This window comes from Plantactinospora sp. WMMB782 (assembly GCF_049179135.1).
GTDB lineage: Bacteria > Actinomycetota > Actinomycetes > Mycobacteriales > Micromonosporaceae > Plantactinospora.
The window spans coordinates 1,099,572-1,119,300 of record NZ_JBMHMC010000007.1 but is presented as its reverse complement, the minus strand read 5'-3'; the positions used below and the strand labels follow the sequence as shown (position 1 = coordinate 1,119,300).

General features: G+C 72.9%; 14 protein-coding genes. 9 read left to right on the top strand and 5 right to left on the bottom strand.

The features are described from left to right. Nucleotides 1-25: 25 nt before the first annotated feature. Nucleotides 26-1,309, bottom strand: a complete 1,284-nt coding sequence (locus ACN28A_RS06965; RefSeq protein ID WP_421393457.1) for a glycosyltransferase family 4 protein — start codon at nucleotides 1,307-1,309, stop codon at nucleotides 26-28. Nucleotides 1,310-1,783: 474 nt separating this feature from the next. On the opposite strand from ACN28A_RS06965, the gene ACN28A_RS06960 reads away from it, so the two are divergent. From ACN28A_RS06960 to ACN28A_RS06940, 5 genes are all read left to right on the top strand, one after another. Beyond that, nucleotides 1,784-4,678 (top strand): PQQ-dependent sugar dehydrogenase, encoded by a 2,895-nt coding sequence (locus ACN28A_RS06960; RefSeq protein WP_421393455.1) that lies wholly within the window; start codon nucleotides 1,784-1,786, stop codon nucleotides 4,676-4,678. A gap of 163 nt (nucleotides 4,679-4,841) precedes the next feature. After that, nucleotides 4,842-7,724 (top strand): PQQ-dependent sugar dehydrogenase, encoded by a 2,883-nt coding sequence (locus ACN28A_RS06955; protein ID WP_421393453.1) that lies wholly within the window; start codon nucleotides 4,842-4,844, stop codon nucleotides 7,722-7,724. A gap of 268 nt (nucleotides 7,725-7,992) precedes the next feature. Continuing rightward, the gene (locus tag ACN28A_RS06950; RefSeq protein WP_421393452.1) at nucleotides 7,993-8,583 is read left to right on the top strand and encodes a TetR/AcrR family transcriptional regulator; all 591 of its coding nucleotides are present in this window, start codon (nucleotides 7,993-7,995) and stop codon (nucleotides 8,581-8,583) included. Nucleotides 8,584-8,595: 12 nt separating this feature from the next. Further along, entirely contained in the window at nucleotides 8,596-9,213 is a 618-nt protein-coding gene (locus ACN28A_RS06945) for a DUF4865 family protein (protein WP_421393450.1), read from the top strand. Between the two features lie 172 nt (nucleotides 9,214-9,385). Continuing rightward, nucleotides 9,386-10,450: a YncE family protein gene (locus ACN28A_RS06940; RefSeq protein ID WP_421393448.1), complete on the top strand. Its 1,065-nt coding sequence runs from the start codon at nucleotides 9,386-9,388 to the stop codon at nucleotides 10,448-10,450. Between the two features lie 90 nt (nucleotides 10,451-10,540). On the opposite strand, the gene ACN28A_RS06935 is transcribed toward ACN28A_RS06940, so the two are convergent. Genes ACN28A_RS06935 through ACN28A_RS06920 form a run of 4 tightly spaced genes read right to left on the bottom strand, consistent with a single transcriptional unit; the run spans nucleotide 10,541 to nucleotide 15,349 of the window. After that, nucleotides 10,541-12,097: a lipopolysaccharide biosynthesis protein gene (locus ACN28A_RS06935; RefSeq protein WP_421393446.1), complete on the bottom strand. Its 1,557-nt coding sequence runs from the start codon at nucleotides 12,095-12,097 to the stop codon at nucleotides 10,541-10,543. A gap of 1 nt (nucleotide 12,098) precedes the next feature. Continuing rightward, the gene (locus ACN28A_RS06930; RefSeq protein WP_421393445.1) at nucleotides 12,099-13,031 is read right to left on the bottom strand and encodes a glycosyltransferase family 2 protein; all 933 of its coding nucleotides are present in this window, start codon (nucleotides 13,029-13,031) and stop codon (nucleotides 12,099-12,101) included. A gap of 12 nt (nucleotides 13,032-13,043) precedes the next feature. Then, nucleotides 13,044-14,261 (bottom strand): methyltransferase domain-containing protein, encoded by a 1,218-nt coding sequence (locus ACN28A_RS06925; protein WP_421393444.1) that lies wholly within the window; start codon nucleotides 14,259-14,261, stop codon nucleotides 13,044-13,046. Further along, entirely contained in the window at nucleotides 14,258-15,349 is a 1,092-nt protein-coding gene (locus tag ACN28A_RS06920; protein ID WP_421393442.1) for an NAD-dependent epimerase/dehydratase family protein, read from the bottom strand. The genes ACN28A_RS06925 and ACN28A_RS06920 overlap by 4 nt, the downstream gene beginning before the upstream one ends. A 180-nt stretch (nucleotides 15,350-15,529) precedes the next feature. On the opposite strand from ACN28A_RS06920, the gene ACN28A_RS06915 reads away from it, so the two are divergent. From ACN28A_RS06915 to ACN28A_RS06900, 4 genes are read left to right on the top strand one after another with little or no spacing between them, the layout of a single operon-like run. Continuing rightward, nucleotides 15,530-16,759 carry a methyltransferase domain-containing protein gene (locus tag ACN28A_RS06915; protein WP_421393440.1) on the top strand — a complete coding sequence of 410 codons (1,230 nt, stop codon included), beginning with the start codon at nucleotides 15,530-15,532 and terminating at the stop codon, nucleotides 16,757-16,759. Further along, complete coding sequence (locus tag ACN28A_RS06910; protein WP_421393439.1) at nucleotides 16,759-17,631, top strand: glucose-1-phosphate cytidylyltransferase; 873 nt, start codon at nucleotides 16,759-16,761, stop codon at nucleotides 17,629-17,631. Before ACN28A_RS06915 ends, ACN28A_RS06910 begins: the two co-directional genes overlap by 1 nt. Further along, on the top strand, nucleotides 17,631-18,266 hold the full coding sequence (locus tag ACN28A_RS06905; RefSeq protein WP_421393437.1) for a PIG-L deacetylase family protein: 636 nt from the start codon (nucleotides 17,631-17,633) through the stop codon (nucleotides 18,264-18,266). The genes ACN28A_RS06910 and ACN28A_RS06905 overlap by 1 nt, the downstream gene beginning before the upstream one ends. Beyond that, complete coding sequence (locus ACN28A_RS06900) at nucleotides 18,263-19,639, top strand: polysaccharide pyruvyl transferase family protein (protein WP_421393436.1); 1,377 nt, start codon at nucleotides 18,263-18,265, stop codon at nucleotides 19,637-19,639. Before ACN28A_RS06905 ends, ACN28A_RS06900 begins: the two co-directional genes overlap by 4 nt. Nucleotides 19,640-19,729: the final 90 nt, after the last annotated feature.

Below are 19,729 nucleotides of genomic sequence, written 5' to 3'. Positions count from 1 at the left end.
AGGTGCGGGAATGCGGTGCGAGCGGTCAGATCGGCAGGCGCGCGGCATCGGCCCCGTTACCGTGTGGAACTTCGTTGTAGTCGTTGAGCGACGGGCGGAGCAATCGGTCCCACAGTCGGATGTACGACTTCACCTGGTGGTCCCAGGCGAGTTCATCGACGAACCGCTGTCTTCCGGTCGCGCCCATCACGGCCCGGGCGCGTTCGTCGCTGAGAAGCTGGTCGATGGCCTTGGCGAATTCGTCCGGGCTGCCGTGTTCCACGTAGCTCGCCGCCGCCTCGGCGGTACGTCGGGTCTCCAGCAGGTCCACCGCGACCACCGGTACGCCCCGGGCGACGTACTCGACGGTCTTGGCCATCGTGTACATCTCGGCCATCCGGCTCGGCAGGTCCGGCTGGATGGCGATCGAGGCGGAGCAGAGCAGTGCGTCGACCTCCTCGGCCTCCAGCCAGCCGGTGAACCGCACGACGTCGTCGACCCCGCGCTCGGTGGCCAGCCGGCGCAGCTCCGGCATGCTCTCGCCGTCACCGGCGACCACCAGTTCCCAGTCGTCGGTGCCGCGCAGCCCGGCCAGCCGCTCGGCGGCCAGCACCGTCGCCTCCACGTTGTCCTGTGGGTTGATCACCCCGACGTACACCACCTTCTGCCGGGGGTCGGCGGGCGGTGTGGGGCGCCGGAGGTCCGTCCCGTCCGGGGTGCCGTGGCCGCGCCGGACCTCGGCCAGGGCCGGGCCGTTGCGGACCACCACCACCTTCTCCGGCGGGCAGCCGCCCCGGCCCATCGCGAGTTCCCGGAACGACTCGTTCGTGGCGACCACGGCGGTGGCGGTACGCCAGGAGAGCCGTTCGAAGAGCCGGAGCATCCACAGTACGGCCGGTCGGGGTTGGCCCGCCTTGCACTCGTAGAGTTCCGGGCTCAGGTCGTGGTGGTCGAAGACGAAGGGCCGGCCCAGCGCCCGCATCAGCAGCCCGACCAGCCAGAAGACGTCCGGCGGGTTGCACGCCTGGACGGCGTCCACCCGGGTGCGCAGCATCAGGCCGAGCAGCCGGGCGGCGACGGCGATCAGCGCCCAGGCGAACTCGGCGGCGAAGGAGAGGACTCCCTTGCCGGCGAGCGGCTGGGGGAACGAGTAGATCCTGGTGGCGTTGGTGCCGGGCAGCACCCGCAACAGTCGTGGTCCCCGTGGGCAGATCACCGACGCCCGGTAGCCGGCCGCCTCCAGGGCCTGGCACTCCCGGATCACCCGGCGGTCCCGCTCGGCTGGCAGATTTACCACCACGATGACCACGTGGGGGCGTCGATCGGCCATCTCTAACTCCCATCCGCGCAGCTCGGACGACGTTTTCGATGGAAGGTCGCGACGCATTGGACTGCGCCGCGACCCGAATGAGTGTTGCTTGCACACCGAACCTGTCCCGCTACCGCCGGTGTCTACCAAGACATTGCTCTACCGGCCCGGCCCGGGCAAGGACCGCGGATTAGTGGATGTGTCGAGTTACTTACAAGGTCACGACCGAACGTACGATTGTTCCCTCACTCGCTCATCCGCGTGTCGTACGCACACCCGCAGGTCAGTGCCCTGATCAACACGCATTCGATGGCATCGGGGTGAACCGTCCGGGGAAGCGGCGTTTCGTTGATCTTCGTCCGGATTCGCGATTGGACCCGGGTTGCTGGCGGGTCTTGCGCCGAAAACTACTCTGTGCCCACAAAGGTGAGTGACTGTCACGTCCCGGGGGAGAGCTGGACAGTCGCGCTCGCCCCGTGGGAGAGGAAGTGGGCCATGCGACTGCGGCGCGGCTTGCGACTTGGTCTGGTGTTGGCGCTGCTGGGTAGCGTGCTGGCGCCGCCGCACCCGACGGCGGCCTCGGCGGTGACCCTGCCGAACGGGTTCCAGGAGCAGGTGGTGTTCAGCGGGCTCAGCCAGCCGTCGAACATCGAGTTCGCCCCGGACGGCCGGGTCTTCGTCGCCGAGAAGGGCGGCCGGATCAAGGTCTACGCCGACCTGGCCGACCCGACCCCGACCGTCTTCGCCGACCTCTCCCGCAACGTGCACAACCAGTGGGACCGCGGCCTGCTCGGGCTGGCCCTGCCGGCCGACTTCCCGACGAACCCCTGGGTCTACGTGCTCTACACCTACGACGCGCCGCCCGGACAGACCGCTCCGGTGTGGAACGACACCTGCGGCGACGCCAACAACGGCCGCTGCCTGGTCACCGGCCGGCTCTCCCGGCTGCGGGCCGACGGCGACGTGATGACCGGCGGCGAGCAGGTGCTCATCTCCGACTGGTGCCAGCAGTACCCCAGCCACTCCGTCGGCGACCTGCGGTTCGGTGCCGACGGCATGCTCTACGCCACGGCCGGTGACGGGGCCAGCTTCAGCGCCACCGACTACGGCCAGCTGGGCAACCCGGCCAACCCCTGCGCCGACCCGCCCGGCGGCACCATGACGCCGCCGACCGCCGAGGGCGGGGCGCTGCGCGCCCAGGACGTCCGGACCGCCGCCGATCCGACCGGACTGGACGGCGCGGTGCTGCGGCTCGACCCGGCGACCGGGGCGGCGGCACCGGGCAACCCGGCGATCGGCGCCGCCGACCCGAACACCCGGCGGATCGTCGGACACGGCGCCCGCAACCCGTTCCGGTTCACCATCCGGCCCGGCACCAACGAGGTCTGGTTCGGCGACGTCGGCTGGAACAGCTGGGAGGAGGTCAACCGGATCGCCGACCCGAGGGCCGGGGTGACGAACTTCGGCTGGCCCTGCTATGAGGGGCCCGCCCGGATGGGCAGCTACGACAACGCCAACCTGAACCTCTGCGAGACGCTCTACACCGGTGCCGGCCAGACCGAGCCGTACCACGCCTACCACCACAGCGCGCCGGTGGTGCCGGGGGAGAACTGCGGGTCGGGCGGGGACGCGGTCTCCGGACTCGCCTTCTATCCGGGCAGCGGCGGTAACTATCCGGCGGCGTACGCCGGGGCGCTCTTCTTCGCCGACTACTCGCGCGGCTGCATCTGGGCGATGCGCCCGAGCACGCCGGGCGGGCTGCCCGACCCCGTCAACATCGAGGCGTTCGGCCAGGCCGCCGCCGGCCCGGTCGACCTGGCGATCGGCCCGGGAGCCGAGCTGTACTACGCCGACATGGGCGGCGGCACGGTGCGCCGGATCCGGTACTTCCCCGGCAACCAGCCGCCGACCGCGGTGATCCAGGCGACCCCGACCAGCGGCCCCGCCCCGCTGGACGTCAGCTTCGACGGCACGGCCTCCACCGACCCGGACCCGGCCGACGCCGGACGTCTCAGCTACAGGTGGGACTTCACCAGCGACGGCACGGTCGACGCCAGCACCCCGACCGCCACCTTCCGCTATCCGAGCAACGGCAGCTACACCGCGACGCTCACCGTCACCGACACCCTGGGCAGCTCGGCGAGCAGCACCGTCCGGATCCAGCCCGGAAACGCCGCCCCGACCGCCCTGCTGGACAGCCCGGCGCTCGGCACCACCTGGCGGGTCGGTGACACGCTGAGCTTCGCCGGCCGGGGCACCGACCCGCAGCAGGGCAACCTGCCGGCCTCCGCGCTGCGCTGGAAGCTGCGGATGGAACACTGCGAGTCGGTCGGCAACTGCCACACCCACCACCTCCGGGAGTGGACCGGGGTGGCGTCCGGCTCCTTCGTCGCACCGGACCACGAGTACCCGTCGTACCTGGAACTGGAGCTGACCGTCACCGACGGGCAGGGCCTGTCGAACACCGTGCTGCGCCGGCTCGACCCGCGCACCGTCGACCTCACCTTCGGCACCGACCCGGCCGGACTGCGGCTGAGCGTCGGCCCGACCACCGGGACGGCGCCGTTCACCCGCACCGTGATCGTCGGTTCGACGAACACGGTGAGCGCACCGGGGTCGCAGTCGGTCGGCGGGACGCCGTACTCCTTCGTCGGCTGGTCCGACGGCGGGGCGGCGACGCACGTCGTCACCGCGCCCGAGACGGCGACCACCTACACCGCCTCCTACGCCGGTGTCTCCGGCTGTGGCGCCGCGCCGGGCTACGTCTGCGGCACCGCGACCGACCGGCCCTGGATCTCCGCCGGTACGGTGCTGCCACTCACCGGCGACGACGCGGTGATCCCGGTGGAGCTGCCCTTCCCGGTGCCGCTCTTCGGGCAGGGCCACCGTACCGCCTGGGTCTCCGGGAACGGGTTCGTCTCCTTCGTCGACCCGGGCGGGCCACAGCCGGAGAACGCCGTGCTGCCGGCGGCCGGGGTGCCCAACGCGGCGCTCTACCCGTTCTGGGACGACCTCTGGGTGCGCTCCGACTCCAGCGTCCGGACGGCGGTGACGGGCACCGCGCCGAACCGCAGCTTCGTGGTCGAGTGGCGCAACAGCGGCATCCACGGCTCCAGTTCCGCCCGGATCAGTTTCGCGGCGGTGATCGGCGAGGACGGCGAGATCGTCTTCAACTACCGGGACCTGAACACCAGTGAGCGGGAGCGGGGCGGCTCGGCGACGGTCGGCATCGAGGACCAGACCGGTACGGTCGCGCTGTCGTACTCGGTCAACCGGCCAACACTCGCCGACGGCACCTCGATCGTCTTCCGGCCGGTCCCCCGGCCACCCTTCGTGGCCGAGCGGGGTGGGAACCGGCAGTCGCCGCTCGGTGGCCGACTACCGAGGTGATCCCTGTGCGAACGGTTGACCAGGGAGTCTGATCGGTCGTTAAGGAGCGTCCGGTCGGCTAGCCGCCCTGGTCAACCTCGCGACAGCCAGCCCCACTACGGACGGTGATCCTGGAGCCGGCAGCCGTCGGACAGTTCGGCGGCGCCGTCGAGGGGAGGCCACCATGTCCGCAGCCGTGCGACGGAACTGGGCTCGGGTGCTGGTTCCGGCCCTGGCACTCGGGCTGGGCCTACCGGTCGTGGTCGGGCTGCCCCCGTTCGAACCCCGACCCGCGGCGGCGGTCCCACCCGGCTTCACCCAACAGGTGGTCCTCACCGGGCTGACCCGCCCCACCAAGCTGGTCTTCGCGCCGGACGGGCGGGTCTTCGTCGCCGAGAAGAGCGGCATCGTGAAGGTCTTCGACAGCCTGGCCGACAACACCGCCACCGTCTTCGCCGACCTGCGCCCCAGGGTCTACGACTACGAGGACCTCGGACTGGTCGGCCTGGCCCTGCCGCCGAACTTCCCCACCGACCCGTACGTCTACCTCAGCTACACCTACGACGGGGTGGTCGGCGGTTCCGCGCCGACGTACCACGACAGTTGCCCGGTGGTCGGGAACTGCCGGGCCAGTGCCCGGGTCTCCCGGTTGCGGGCCGCCGGGAACGTGACGACCGGCAGCGAGCAGGTGCTGCTGCACGACTGGTGCCACCAGATCGAGAGCCACTCGATCGGGGACCTGGCGTTCGGCCCGGACGGTGCGCTCTACGTCGCCGGTGGCGAGGGGGCGTCGGCGACCTTCACCGACTACGGGCAGGCGGGCAGCCCGTCGAACCCGTGCGCCGACCCGCCCGCACCGGCCGGCGGCGCGATGACGCCGCCGAGCGCCGAGGGCGGCGGACTGCGCTCGCAGGACATCCGTACCCCGGGCGACCCGACCGGGCTCTCCGGCACGCTGATCCGGGTCTCGCCGACCACCGGGGCCGGGCTGCCGGACAACCCGCTGGCGGCGAGCAGCGACCCGAACAACCGGCGGATCCTGGCGTACGGGCTGCGCAACCCGTACCGCTGGACGTTCCGGCCGGGCACCGGCGAGGTCTGGATCGGCGACGTCGGCTGGCGTACCTGGGAGGAGGTCAACCGGGTGGTCGACCCGGCGGTCGGGCCGGTCCGCAACTACGGCTGGCCGTGTTACGAGGGGAACGCGCCGCAGGGCGGCTACAACGCGGCGAACCTGTCGCTCTGCGAGACCCTCTACGCGCAGCCGGCCGGCACCGTCACCCCGCCCTACTACACCTACCAGCACAGCCAGCGGGTGGCGCCCGGCGACGGCTGCCCGACCGGTGGCTCGTCCCCGGCCGGGGTGGCGTTCTATCCGGGCAGCGGCGGCAGCTATCCGGCGGGGTACGCCGGGGCGCTGTTCTTCGCCGACTACTCCCGGGGCTGCGTCTGGGCGATGCGGGCCGGCGCGGACGGACTGCCCGACCCGGGGCGGATCGTGCCGTTCGCCGCCGCCCCCGGGGTGGTGGACCTGCGGATCGGACCGGAGAACGACCTGTACTACGTCGACCTGCTCGGCGGCACCGTCCGCCGGTTCCACTACAGCTCCGGCAACCAGCCGCCGCGTGCGGTCGCCGGGGCGACCCCGACCAGCGGCCGGGCGCCGCTGACCGTCTCCTTCGACGCCGTCGGCTCGTCCGACCCGGACCCCGGCGACATCCTCGAGTACCAGTGGGACTTCACCGGCGACGGCACGGTGGACGCCACCGGGTTGAACGTCACCCACCGGTACGCGTCGGCGGGCACCTACACCGCCCGGCTGCGGGTGGTCGACTTCGCCGGGCTCGCCGCCAGCACGACGGTGCAGATCAGGGTCGGCACCTCCGCCCCGGTGCCGGTGATCGAGCAGCCGACGACGGCGCTGCGCTGGGCGACCGGGCAGACGGTCACGTTCCGGGGCCGGGCCACCGACCCGGAGCAGGGCGCCCTGCCGGCCTCGGCGCTGTCCTGGAACCTGGTGAACATGCACTGCAGCACGCCGGAGAACTGCCACAGCCATCCGGTGCGCGAGGTCACCGGGGTGGCCTCCGGGACGTTCCCGGCCCCAGACCACGAGTACCCGTCCTATCTGGAGCTGACCCTGACCGCGACGGACAGCGGCGGGCTGACCGGCAGCACCACCCTGCGGCTGGACCCGAGGACCGTGCAGCTCAGGTTGGCGACCCAGCCCGCCGGACTGCGGCTGAACCTGAACGGCCGCAACCTCACCACGCCGTACACGGTGCAGGCGATCGTCGGCTCGACGAACACGGTGAGCGCGCCCGGCCCGCAGCGGCTCGGTCCGGGGACGTACACCTTCCAGGGCTGGTCGGACGGGGGTGCCGCGACCCACGTGCTCACCGCCCCGGCGGCCGGCAGCGCGACCTACACCGCCAGCTACGACGGGGCGCCGGGCAGCTGCGCCGACGGCTACGGCTACACCTGCACCACCCAGCCCGGCCGGCCGTACCTGCCGTCCGGTCCGACCGAGCTGCCGCTGGCCGGCGACAACGACACCGCGTCGGTGGCGCTGCCGTTCCCGTTCCCGTACCACGGGCAGCGGTACTCCCGGGCGTGGGTGGACGTGAACGGCGTACTGTCCTTCGTGGACCCGCGCGGTTCCCGGCCGGTGAACCGGGCCCTGCCGTCCGCCGCCGCACCGAACGCCGCGCTCTATCCGTTCTGGGACGACCTGGTGACGCACCCGGAGTCGCGGGTCCGCACGGCGGTGCTTGGCGCCGCGCCGGACCGGCAGTTCGTGGTCGAGTGGCGGAACGTGGGCCTCTCCGGCGCACCGGGTGCACGGCTCAGCTTCCAGGTGGCGCTCGCCGAGTGGGGCCAGGTCGTCTTCAACTACGCCGGGCTCAACGCCGGCCGGGAGTTGGGCAACTCGGCGACGATCGGCATCGAGAACCCGACCGGTACGGACGCGGTCCAGTACTCGGTCAACCAGTTGGTACTGGCCAACGGCAAGGCGATCGTCTTCACCCCGCCGGCCGCGATCGTCGGCGCTCTGCCGACCGGTTAGGTCGTGCGCGTACCGCGCTGGCCCACCGGCCAGCACTCGGTGCCGCCGTCGGTCGCTTTCACCGAGGCTGTCGACCAGGCCATAGCTCGGGCGCAGACTGTCGAGCTGGGCGCCTGAACGGGGCGCGACAAATCGGGCACCGACCTGGGCGGCACGCATCGCGGGGGTGGGCGCACCAGCGGGGCAGCTCGACAGTCTCCGCTCCGGCAACTGTTTCCGCGCCGGGCGGTCAACGTGCTGTACCTACCAGTAGGTACAGTCATTGTCCATGGACACCGCGGAGCGACTTATCGAGAGCACCCGGGAACTGCTCTGGGAACGGGGTTACGTCGGCACCAGCCCCCGGGCCATCCAGCAGCGGGCCGGGGTCGGCCAGGGCAGCATGTACCACCACTTCGGCGGCAAGCCCGACCTGGCGCTGGCCGCGATCAGGCGGACCGCCGAGGAACTGCGGGCCAGGGCCGAGGCGCAGCTCGGCGCACCCGGCCCGGCGGTCGGCCGGATCACCGCCTACCTGCGCCGGGAACGGGACGTGCTCCGGGGCTGCCCGGTCGGCCGGCTCACCCAGGACCCGGACGTGATGGCAAATCCGACCCTGCGCCGGCCGGTCGAGGAGACGTTCGACTGGCTGCGTACCCGGATCGCCGAGGTGTTGGCGCAGGGCCGGGCGGCGGGTGAGCTGGCCGACCCGCTCGACCCGGTCGCCACCGCCGCCACAGTCGTCGCGGTGCTCCAGGGCGGCTATGTGCTCGCCCGCGCCGCCGACTCCGCCGAGCCGTTCGGGCAGGCGGTCGACGGCGTTCTCGGCCTGCTCGCCGCGCACGCCACCACCACCACCACCAGCAGCACGACCGGATAGCGGAGGCACGACGTGTACGCCAAGCAGTACGAGATCACCCTGCCCGCCGACTACGACATGCGGATCATCCGCCGCCGGGTCGCCGAACGCGGGCACCTGCTGGACGACCGGGCGGGCCTGGCGCTGAAGGCGTACCTGGTCCGGGAGCGTGGCGTCGGCGGCTCGCCGGTCAACCGGTACGCCCCGTTCTATCTCTGGCACGACGTCGGGCCGATGGCCGAGTTCCTGGTCGGCGGCGGCGGCTTCCAGGGGATCGTCCGCGACTTCGGGCGGCCGGCGGTGCGGCACTGGACCGGGTTGGCGGCGATGGCCGGCCCGGCCCGGCACGCTGTCGCCGCACCACGAGCCGCCGAACGCCGGCTGACCGCCCTGCCGGCCGAGCCGGATTCCGAAGGTGACGGGCTCGGGCTGGCCCGGCGGATCGAACGGGAGATCGCCGACCTGGCGACCCTGGCCGGGCGGGACGGCGTGCACACCGCAGCCCTCGCCGTCGACCCCCAGGACTGGCAACTGCTGCGCTTCGTGCTCTGGGCGGACGCCGCCCCCGAGGCGGCGAACACCGAACGGTACGAGGTGCTGCACCTCTCCGCGCCGGCCCTGGAGAGTTTGCCGGACGGCCGGTGCTGGTAGCCGGCCTGCGGCGCGGCGGGACGGACAAGGGGTGCCCCCCGAGTGTCGTACGAATCCGCTAGACATAGACCCGCACGAAAGCGCTGCGGGGAGCGCTCGACTTTCCGCGCGGGTTCGTGCGTGCCGGCCGCACTGTGCGGAACCACCGGCACGACGCCCACGGGAGGCATCGTTGCACCAGACGAAACGACCTGTCCGCACGGCCGCCAGGCTCGCCCTGGCGACCGGGCTGGCCGTCACCGGCACCCTGTTCGCCCCGGTCGGCCCGGCGGCGCACGCCGCCGCACCGGCAGCCACCGTGCTTCCGCTGGAGCGGGCGCACGACGTGGCGGCGGTCCGCGATCGCGTGTTCGTCAGCGGGGGGAGCACGTCGACCTCGGTGGTGGTCACCAGCGCCACCGGTGCCGTCACCGGGACCATCGGCGGCCTGCCCGGCCCCACCGACCTGCTGGTCAGCAATGACCAGAGCACGCTCTACGTGGCGCTGCCCAACGCCAACCAGATCGTCGCGTTCGACACCGGCTCGCTCGTCGAGTCGGCGCGCTACTCCACCGGCGCCGGGGCGTGCCCGTCCTCGCTGGCGCTCGCCGGCCGGCGGCTCTACTTCGGCTACGGCTGTGACCAGTGGGGCGGCAACATCGGCGTGGTCGACCTGAGCCGCCAGCCGGCGGTGGTCAGCACCGGCCTGGCCACCGAGGACTTCTACGACCACCCGATCCTCGCCACGACGGCGGGTGCCCCCTCGGTGCTCGCCGCCGGCCAACCCGGGCTCAGCCCGGCGGCGGTCTCCATCTACGCGGTCGGCACTGGCGGGGCGCTCACCTTCCAGCGGCGCACCGCGCACACCGCGGCCGGCAGCAACCTGCGGGACGTGGCGCTGAGCCGGGACGGCAGCACGGTCTACCTCGCCCAGGGCGCGCCGTACGGCATCCAGGCGTTCGACGTGGCCGACCTGAACCAGCAGTCCCGGTTCTTCCCGACCACCGCCTACCCGAACGCCGTCGAGGTGTCCCGGGACGGCACCCGGATCGCGGCCGGCTCGGACGCGACCTACGACCCGGACGTCTTCTTCCTGCGGCTGCCGGACGGCATCCCGGACGCCTCGGTCGAACTCGGCGAGAACCTGGTCGCCGGGGCGCTGGCCTGGGCACCCGGCGGCGGACGGCTGTACGCGGTGAGCCAGCACTGGTCGGCGGGGGCACCCACCCTGCACGTCCTGCCGGCACCGGCCGCCTGACACAGAGCGAGCAGTGCCGAGGACGGGGCGGCCGCAGCCCGGGCCGCCCCGTCCTCGGCAAGCCTTCCCGGGAACGGCTTCGAGACCCCGTCAGGAGGCGGTCCTGCCGGCCCCCGCCGGACGGCGTCGGGGGAGCCGGGCGAGCACCAGGCGGCGCAGCCGGGCGTCGGTGGCCCAGAGCAGCACCCCGGCGACCAGCCCGGCCACCCCGCCCAGCACCAGCAGTTCGACCACCGGCCCGGCGTCCAGCCCGGTCCGGGCCACCGCCAGCGGCACCAGCGCGGCGGCCACCGCGGCCAGGATCGCCGGCACCGTCGGGGCGAGGAAGGCCGCGACCGACGCCCGTGCGGCCCGGTGCACGGTGACCCAGACCGCCAGCGCGGTCACCACCACCTGCATGCCGACCCCGGCCAGCGCCACCGCCGTCGCCTCGGCCACGTCGCCGTACCCGGTGAAGAGGGTGCCGACGGCGGCCAGCGTGGCCACCCCGAGCACGCCCCGGGTCCAGAGGATCGCGGCGAGTTTGCCCGGCTGGCCGATCGCCTGGAGCGCCGGACCGAGCAGTACGCCGTACACGTTTACGGCGCCGAAGAGGCAGAGCAGCCGCAGCGGTACCTCGGTGCCGGCCCACTGCGGGCCCAGCAGCGTGACAAGCGGATGCGCCGCCGCCGCGAGTACGCCGAGCACCGGTAGCCCGGCCAGCGCGCCGAGGTGCTGGAGTTGGTTCAGGTGTGCGGCCAGCGCGGCCCGGTCCCGCTGCAACCGGGACAGCGACGGCAGCGCCACCTGTTGCAGCGACCGGACGGTCACGTCGACGAGCATGTCCGGCAGCCGGGCCGCCAGCCGGTAGATGCCGGTCGCCACCGGCCCGAAGAACAGACCGGTGAAGATGACGTCGGCCTTGGAGCTGAGCATCAGGCCGAGCCCGGCGTTCGCGGAGTGGGCGGAGAAGACCAGCAGGTCCCGGATGCCGGCCAGCCGGGGCCGCCGGCTCGGCCGCCATGGGCAGACCCACCAGAGCACCACCAGGCCGACCGCCGCGTTCACCAACTGCTGCGCCACGAGTGCCCAGATGCCCGCGCCGGCCAGCGCCAGCGCCACCCCGACGACACCGCTGAGCAGCGAGGCGAGCAGGGTACGGATGGCGACCGCCCGGAACCTCAGCTCCCGGCGCAACACCGCCTCGGGCACGATCGAGAGCCCCTGCAACAGCACCAGCGGGGAGAGCGCCACGCAGATCACGGTCAACTCCGGCGCCCGGTTGGCCATCGCCCACAATGGACTGGCGGCGGCGGTGAGCCCGCCGATCACCACCCCGGCGACCACCAGCACCACGAACGCCCCGTCCAGGTGTTCCGGGGTGAGCCGGTCCCGTTGCACGATCGCGGAGACCAGTCCCTGCTGGATCAGCGTCTGCGCCACCGTGATGAAGACGGTGGCCATCGCCACCAGCCCGAACTCGCTCGGTCCGAGCAGCCGGGCCAGCAGGAAGGTGACCAGGATCGACGAGCCGATCCGGCCGGCGGTGAGCACGTACGACCAGCCGATCGCCGAGCGCAGCCGCCCGCCGCCGCCCGCCGGGGGCGACTCCGGGTCTGCCGGTGCTGGTTGCTCCGGGGCCGTCCGGGCGGGCTGGACCGCGGCCACCCTAGGCGCTGCCCTTCGCCGTGCTGGCCCGTCGCCGCAGCACCCGGCCGGCCCACACCCGGAGCTGGCGGCGCAGCCGGCCGAGCCGGACCCGGACCCGGCGGGCCCACCAGGTGGCCAGGAACGCCACTGCGGAACTGAGCCGGGTGCCGAGCGGCTCGGAGCCGGTGGCGAGGGTGCGCAGCGTCTCGGCGAGCATCCGCAGCCGGGGGGCCCGGACCCGCTTGCCGCTCTGGGCGAACCAGGCCAGTGCCGAGTCCGGGGTGGCGTCCTCGGCCTGCCGGGTGGAGGCGCCGTGCATCCGGCGCAGGAAGAGCGGCTCGGAAACCTCGTGGATCTCGCCGAGCCGGGCCACCTCGGCGAGAAGCGTGTAGTCGGAGGAGAGGAACGGCCGGATCATCCCGGTCCGGCGCAGCGCCGACATCCGGAACACCCCGAAGTGCGCGTGGCAGAGGTTGATGTTCCGGGCCACCCCGGCCACCCGGCGCCACGGCCGGCGGTCGCGCAGGTCCAGCCGGTCGGCGTACGGGCCGATCACCTCGCCCGCCTCGTCGATCAGCACGGTACGCGGATAGGCGAGTACGGCGTGCGGCCCGGCCGCGTCCAGCGCCGCCACGCAGGTGCGCAGGTACGCCGGCAGGCAGACGTCGTCGTACGCCACCCACTTGAACAGCTCGCCCCGGGCCAGTTCGACCACCCGGGCGTAGTTGACGTGCCCGCCGAAGTTGCGCGGGTTGCGGTAGAGCCGGATCCGGGAGTCCTTCGCGGCGTACGCCTGGCAGATCTCCCAGGTCCGGTCGGTGGAGGCGTTGTCGCTGACGACGATCTCGAAGTCGGGATAGTCCTGGGCGAGCAGGGCGTCGAGGCAGCCTTCGAGGTAGCGCTCGGCGTTGTAGAGGGGTACCCCCAGACTCACCCGCGGCGCTGGCTCCATCGTCTCCTCCGCTCAGGCGACCAGCAGCTCGGCGTGCACGCCGAGCTGGCGCAGCGCGGCGTCGATCTCGTCCCGGTAGGCCGGGTTGGTGATGATCACGGTCCGGGTGCCGGAGCCGGCGAGGCTGGCCGGGTCCCGCACCTGGTGCCCGGTCACCGGCAGGAAGCGGCCCCACTTGCGCGGGTTGACGTCCACCACCGCGGCGAGCCGGCGGTCCGGGTCGGCCAGGTGCAGGAACTGCACCCCGCGCGAGCCGGCGCCCCAGAGCACCGGCCGGTCACCCGCGGCGAGCAGCCGGTCGATGGTGCCCCGCCAGCGTTTTCGCTCGGTGGCGTGCCGGTCGGCGAAGCCGGCGATCGCGGCGAGCTGCCGGTCCCGGTCAGCCGTCCCCGGCAGCTCCGAGCCGGGCAGTTCGGTGCCGGTGGCCGGGTCGGCGGCGTTCACCGCGATCTCGACGTACCGGAACATGCCGGCGAAGAGCCGGCCGGTGGCGAGTACCCGCCAGCCGGCCCGTTCGACGATCCGGCACAGCGAGAAGCCGTCGAAGTAGGAGACGTGCGGGTAGATCACCTCCCAGCCGGCGGTGGCCAGGTCGTAGCCGGCGTCCGGCACCTCCAGGTAGCCGTACGCCGGCCGGCCCTCGGCCAGCTCGCGGAGCCGGACCAGGAAGGCGTACGGGTCGTCCAGGTGCTCGAACCAGTGCCGGGAGGTGACCAGGTCGAACGCCGGGGTGCTGCCGTCCAGCGGCGCGTGGCCCCGGTGCAGGATCGCGCCGGACGGGTCCGGGCCGGGCGGGCCGGCGTACATCGCGTCGTAGCCGACGCCCCGACAGCCGGCGACGTGGCACAGTTCGCGCAGGAACTCGCCCTGCCCGCAGCCGACGTCCAGCACCGTGCCGCCACGCAGCGGGAACCGCCCGGCGAGGTGCTTGACCAGTTCCGCCGAGAAGACGCCGAACGCGGGCGAGTGGTGCAGGTTGGTGTCCATCGTGGTGTCGTAGACCAGAACGGCCGGATCGAAGGCGAGGTTGCGGACGTACCCGCACTCCGGGCAGTAGGCCAGCCACATCCGGCCGAGCGGGCTGGCCAGCGCCTCGGCCCGGCTGGCCCGGTGCACCCCGCAGTAGACCGGGATCTCGCCCAGGTCGGCGAAGGGCACCAGGTCGTGCCGCCCGCAGGCCGCGCACCTGTGCACCGGCCGCCGCCCTCCGGCGTCGCCGGCAGCGGTCACCGCCCACTCCGGCGCGGATCGGTGCCGAACTGCCCGCTCCCGCGCCGCTCGGCGTCGCGCCGCCCGGTCCAGCGCAGCTCGGTGTCGAGTCGGCCGGCCTCGACGAGCATCCTGATCCGGCGCAGTCGCTGGTGCCGCTCGCTGCGGAACGCCTCGATCGTCAGCCCGTGCCGCTGGTACGCCTCGACCAGCTCCTCGATCCCCTTGCGCACCGTCCAGCGGGGCCGGAAGCCGGGCACCTCGGCGGCGACCAGGTCACAGCTCACCCGGTAGTTGCGGAGGTCCGCCGAGGCGCCCCCCGCGAAGGTGACCCGGGAGCCCGGCACCACCTCGGCGACGAGTTCGGCGACGTCCCGGATCAGGTAGTTCTCCGAACTGACCCCGATGTTGTACGCCCGGCCGTGCACCACCGCCCGGTCCGCCTCCAGCAGTGCCAGGAAGGCCGCGCAGATGTCCTCGACGTGCACCAGCGGACGCCAGGCGGAGCCGTCGGAGAGCAGTCGTACCTCTCCGGTGAGCAGGGCGTGCGCGGTGAGGTCGTTCACCACCAGGTCGCCGCGGAGCCGGGGCGAGAAGCCGTACGCGGTGGCGTTGCGCAGGAAGACCGGGGAGAAGTCGTCGTCGGCGAGGGCGGCGAGGTCCTGCTCGGCCCGGATCTTCGACTCGCCGTACGGGGTGACCGGGGCGAAGCCGGCGGTCTCGGTAAGCGGCCGGTCGTCGGTGCCCGCCCCGTAGAGGCTGCACGAGGAGGAGAAGAGGAACCGGGTCACGCCGGCGGCCCTGGCGGCCTCGGCCAGCCGTACCGTCGCCCGGTGGTTGACCTCGTGGGTCAGCTCGGGATTCAGGTTGCCGATCGGGTCGTTGCAGAGCGCGGCGAGGTGGCAGACCGCGTCGAAGCCGGCGAGCTGCTCCGCACCGACGTCCCGCAGGTCGGTCCGGAGCGCCGGTACGGCCGCCGGGGCCGGGCCGAGCAGGCAGTCGGCGTAGTAGTCGGTGTCCAGGCCGGTCACGTCGTGTCCGGCGGTCCGCAACATCGGGGTCAGCACGCTGCCGAGGTAACCATGGTGGCCGGTCACGAGAACACGCACGACAGAGCTCCCGTCGTCGCCGGGTGGAGAAGGCGAGTTTATGGGTGGCCCGGAGACCGGCCGGGCTATTGTCGGACTTTTTACTCAACCGCTCCCGGCGCGCGGCGGCGCTGGTTAGCGTGGCGCGCAGGCGGGCGGGCGCCGCGCCGGTATTTGCGATCATATCGGAGTGGGTGGGGCATGACCGATGCCAAATGTCGGCTGTGTGCGGCGGTATTGACCGAAACGTTTGTCGACCTGGGCATGTCGCCGCTCTGCGAGAGCTATCTCGACGCCGATCGACTCGATTCGGCCGAGACGTTCTATCCGTTGCACGTCCGAATATGTTCCACCTGTCTGCTGGTACAACTTCCGGCGTACGTGTCCGGAGAGGAAATCTTCTCCGACTATGCCTATTTCTCGTCGTATTCCGACTCCTGGGTGGCGCACGCCAGGCGGTACGCCGACACGATGACCGAGGCGCTCGGACTCGGACCGGACTCGCTGGTGACCGAGGTGGCCAGCAACGACGGCTACCTGCTCCAGCACTTCGTCGCCGCCGGCGTACCCGTGCTCGGTATCGAACCGGCCGGCAACGTCGCCGAGGTGGCCCGGCGCCGGGGCATCCGCACCGAGGTGCGGTTCCTGGGCGCCGAGACCGGCGCCGAACTGGCCGAGCGTTACGGCCGGGCCGACCTGGTGGCGGCGAACAACGTCTACGCGCACGTGCCGGACCTGCTCGGCTTCACCGCCGGGCTGGCCGCGCTGGTCAAGCCGACCGGGCTGGTCACCTGCGAGGTCCCGCACCTGCTGCGGCTGATCGAGCGCCGGCAGTACGACACCATCTACCACGAGCACTACCAGTACCTGACACTGCGGACGGCGATGCGGGCGCTGGCCACCGCCGGGCTGATCGTGGTCGACGTGGACGAACTGTCGTCGCACGGCGGCTCGCTGCGGGTGCACGCCCGGCCGGCCGCGGCGGCCGGGGAACCGTCCGGCAACGTCAAGTCGGTGCTGGACGCCGAGACCGAGGCCGGGCTGCACACCGTCGCCGGGCACCTCGGCTTCGCCGACGCGGTCTTCGACATCAAGCGGGAACTGCTGGACTTCCTGCTCACCGCCCGCGCCCAGGGGCTGCGGGTGGTCGGCTACGGGGCGCCGGGCAAGGGCAACACGCTGCTCAACCACTGCGGGATCCGCACCGACCTGCTGGAGTACACGGTCGACCGCAGCCCGCACAAGCAGGGGAGGTTCCTGCCCGGCACGCACATCCCGATCCATCCGCCGGAGCGGATCGCCGAGGACCGACCCGACTACGTACTCGTGCTGCCCTGGAACCTGCGCACCGAGATCTCCGCACAGCTCGCCTACGTACGGCACTGGGGCGGGCGGCTGGTCGTCCCGATCCCCGCCCTGGAGGTGGTCTGATGAAGGTGGTCCTCTTCTGCGGCGGCCTCGGGATGCGGATGCGCGAGGACGCCGCCTCCGCCCCGAAGCCGATGGCGATGATCGGGGACCGCCCGCTGCTCTGGCACGTGATGCGCTACTACGCCCACTTCGGGCACACCGAGTTCATCCTCTGCCTCGGCTACGGCGCCGTCGCGGTCAAGGACTACTTCCTCCGGTACGACGAGACGCTCTCCAACGACTTCAGTCTGGCGATGCACGGCCGGGACGTACGCCTGCACTCCGCCGACATCACCGACTGGAACATCACCTTCATCGACACCGGTCTCGGGACGAGCATCGGCGAGCGGCTGATGCGGGTCCGCAGGTACGTCGAGGACGAGCCGATGTTCCTGGCCAACTACGCCGACACTCTCACCGACGCGCCGCTGCCGGAGATGGTCGACCGGTTCCGCCGCACCGACGCGGTGGCCAGCCTGCTCGCCGTGCCGGTGCAGTCGACGCACCACGTCATCGACATCGCCGGAGGCGACCAGGTGACCCGGGTACGCCCGATCCGCGAGCTGATGCAGTGGGAGAACGGCGGCTACTTCATCCTGCGCCCCGGTATCTTCGACGTGCTCCGCGACGGCGAGGACCTGGTGCCGCACGCCTTCGACCGGCTGTTGCCGGAGCGGCGGCTGATCGCCCAGCGCTACACCGGGTTCTGGCGGGCCGCCGACACCTTCAAGGACCGGGCCGAGCTGGAGCAGCTCTACCACTCGGCCCGCTGCCCGTGGATGCTCTGGGACGCCAACCGCAACCGGGGCCGCCGGCCGGCCACCCTGGAGCCGGTGCTCGCCGCCGCCGGCAGCGGCGCCGGATCGGCCCGGGAACTGGGGCTGACCGGTTGATGATGCCGCTACGCCTGAGCGCCGCCCGGTCGGTGGTGCTGCTCGGGGCACATCCGGACGACGTCGAGATCGGCGCCGGCGGGCTGCTGCTCGCCCTCGGCGACGTACCCGGGCTCCGGGTGCACTACGTGCTGCTCACCGGTACCCCCGCCCGGCAGGCCGAGGCCCGCGCGGCGGCCGCGGCCTTCCTGCCCGGCGCCCGGCTCAGTTTCGCGCTGCACGACCTGCCGGACGGCCGGGTACCGGCCCGCTGGGGCGCGGCGAAGGAGATCGTGAACGCCGCCGCCGCGACCCTGGACGCCGACCTGGTGCTGGCGCCCGACCCGGCCGACGCGCACCAGGACCATCACACTCTCGGTGCGCTGGTGCCCACGTCGTTCCGGGACGCCACGGTGTTGTACTACGAGATCCCCAAGTGGGACGGCGACCTGGGCCGGCGCAACGTCTACCTGCCGCTGACCGGGCAGCGGGTACGCCGCAAGGTCGAGCTGCTGCACGCGAGCTATCCGTCCCAGAAGGACCGGGACTGGTGGGACGACGAGGTGTTCCTCGGGCTGGCCCGGCTGCGCGGGATGGAGTGCCGGTCCCGGTACGCCGAGGCGTACCGGTGCGAGAAAGCGGTGATCGAGCAGTGACCGAGGCGAGCGAGCGGACGGCCGGCGAGCAGACGGCCAGCGCGGAGAAGCCGGGCGCGGAGAAGCCGGGCGCGGGGACCAGGCCGGTGTCGGCGTGCCTGTTCGGGGTACCCGGCGCGCACCTGAACCTCGGCGTCGGTGCGCTGCGCGCGGCGACCGTGGGCGGGCTGCTGGCCCGCGAGCCGGACGCGGCCGTCACCGTCTTCGACGACGGCTGGGGGCAGCGCGCCGGGCACGCCTTCGTGGCCGGCCGACCGGTGCCGATCGCGCTGGCCGGGGCCCGGCACTCCCGCCGCTACCACCGGCCCGAGTCCTATCTGAACATGCGGATCAGCGCGGCGCTGGGCGGGCTCGGCAACGCCGGGCTGGCCCGGATCGACGCCGCCGACGTGGTGCTGGACGTCAGCGGCGGGGACAGCTTCAGCGACATCTACGGCGAGCACCGGTTCCGCACCGTGACCTGGCCGAAGCGGTTGACGCTGCTCCGGCGGCGGCCGCTGGTGCTGCTGCCGCAGACGTACGGGCCGTTCCGGTCGCCCCGGCTGCGGGCCGAGGCGGCGGCGCTGGTCCGGGGTGCCCGCACCGCCTGGGCCCGGGACCCGGAGAGCTACGCCGCCCTGGCCGACCTGCTCGGCCCCGACCTCGACCCGGGGCGGCACCGGGAGGGCGTGGACGTGGCGTTCGCGCTCGAGCCGCGGGTGCCGGACGAGCCGGCGTACCAGCGGCTGGCCGGATGGTTCGCGGCGGACCCGGGCCCGGTGGCCGGGGTCAACGTCAGCGGCCTGATCGCCCGGCCGGCGGGGCGCAACCAGTTCGGCCTGGCCGGGGACACCTCCCGGGTGGCCAACCTGCTCTGCGAACGCCTGCTGGAACAGCCCGACACCCGAGTGATCATCGTGCCGCACGTGCTGACCCCGAACGGTGCCGACGACGACCGGGTGGCCAGCGAGCGGCTCTACGCCACTCTCGCGCCCCGGTACCGCGACCGGGTGGCACTGGCCCCGCCCGGCCTGGACCCGCACCAGAGCAAGTGGGTGATCGCGCGGACCAACTGGTTCTGCGGGATGCGGATGCACTCGACCATCGCGGCGCTCTCCGCCGGGGTGCCGGCGGCGGTGGTGGCCTACAGCGACAAGGCGCGGGGCGTCTTCGCCAGCGTCGGGCAGCGCCGGCACGTCGCCGACGCCCGCCGGCTGCCCGACGAGGCCCTGCTGGACGCGCTCTGGACCTCCTGGACCGGCCGGGACGCCGCCGCCGCCGAGCTGGCGGTACGCACCCCGGAGGCGGTCGGTCGGGCCGCCGCCCAGATGGACGAACTCGTGGCACTGGCCCGGGCCGAGCGGGACCGCCGGACGCCGGCCGGGGTGCGCTGATGGCGCCGGGTCGGGCGGGCCGGTCCAGTGCCGGCCGGGGTGTGCTGGTGATGCGGGTCGGGCGGGCCGGTCGAATGCCGGCCGGGGTGC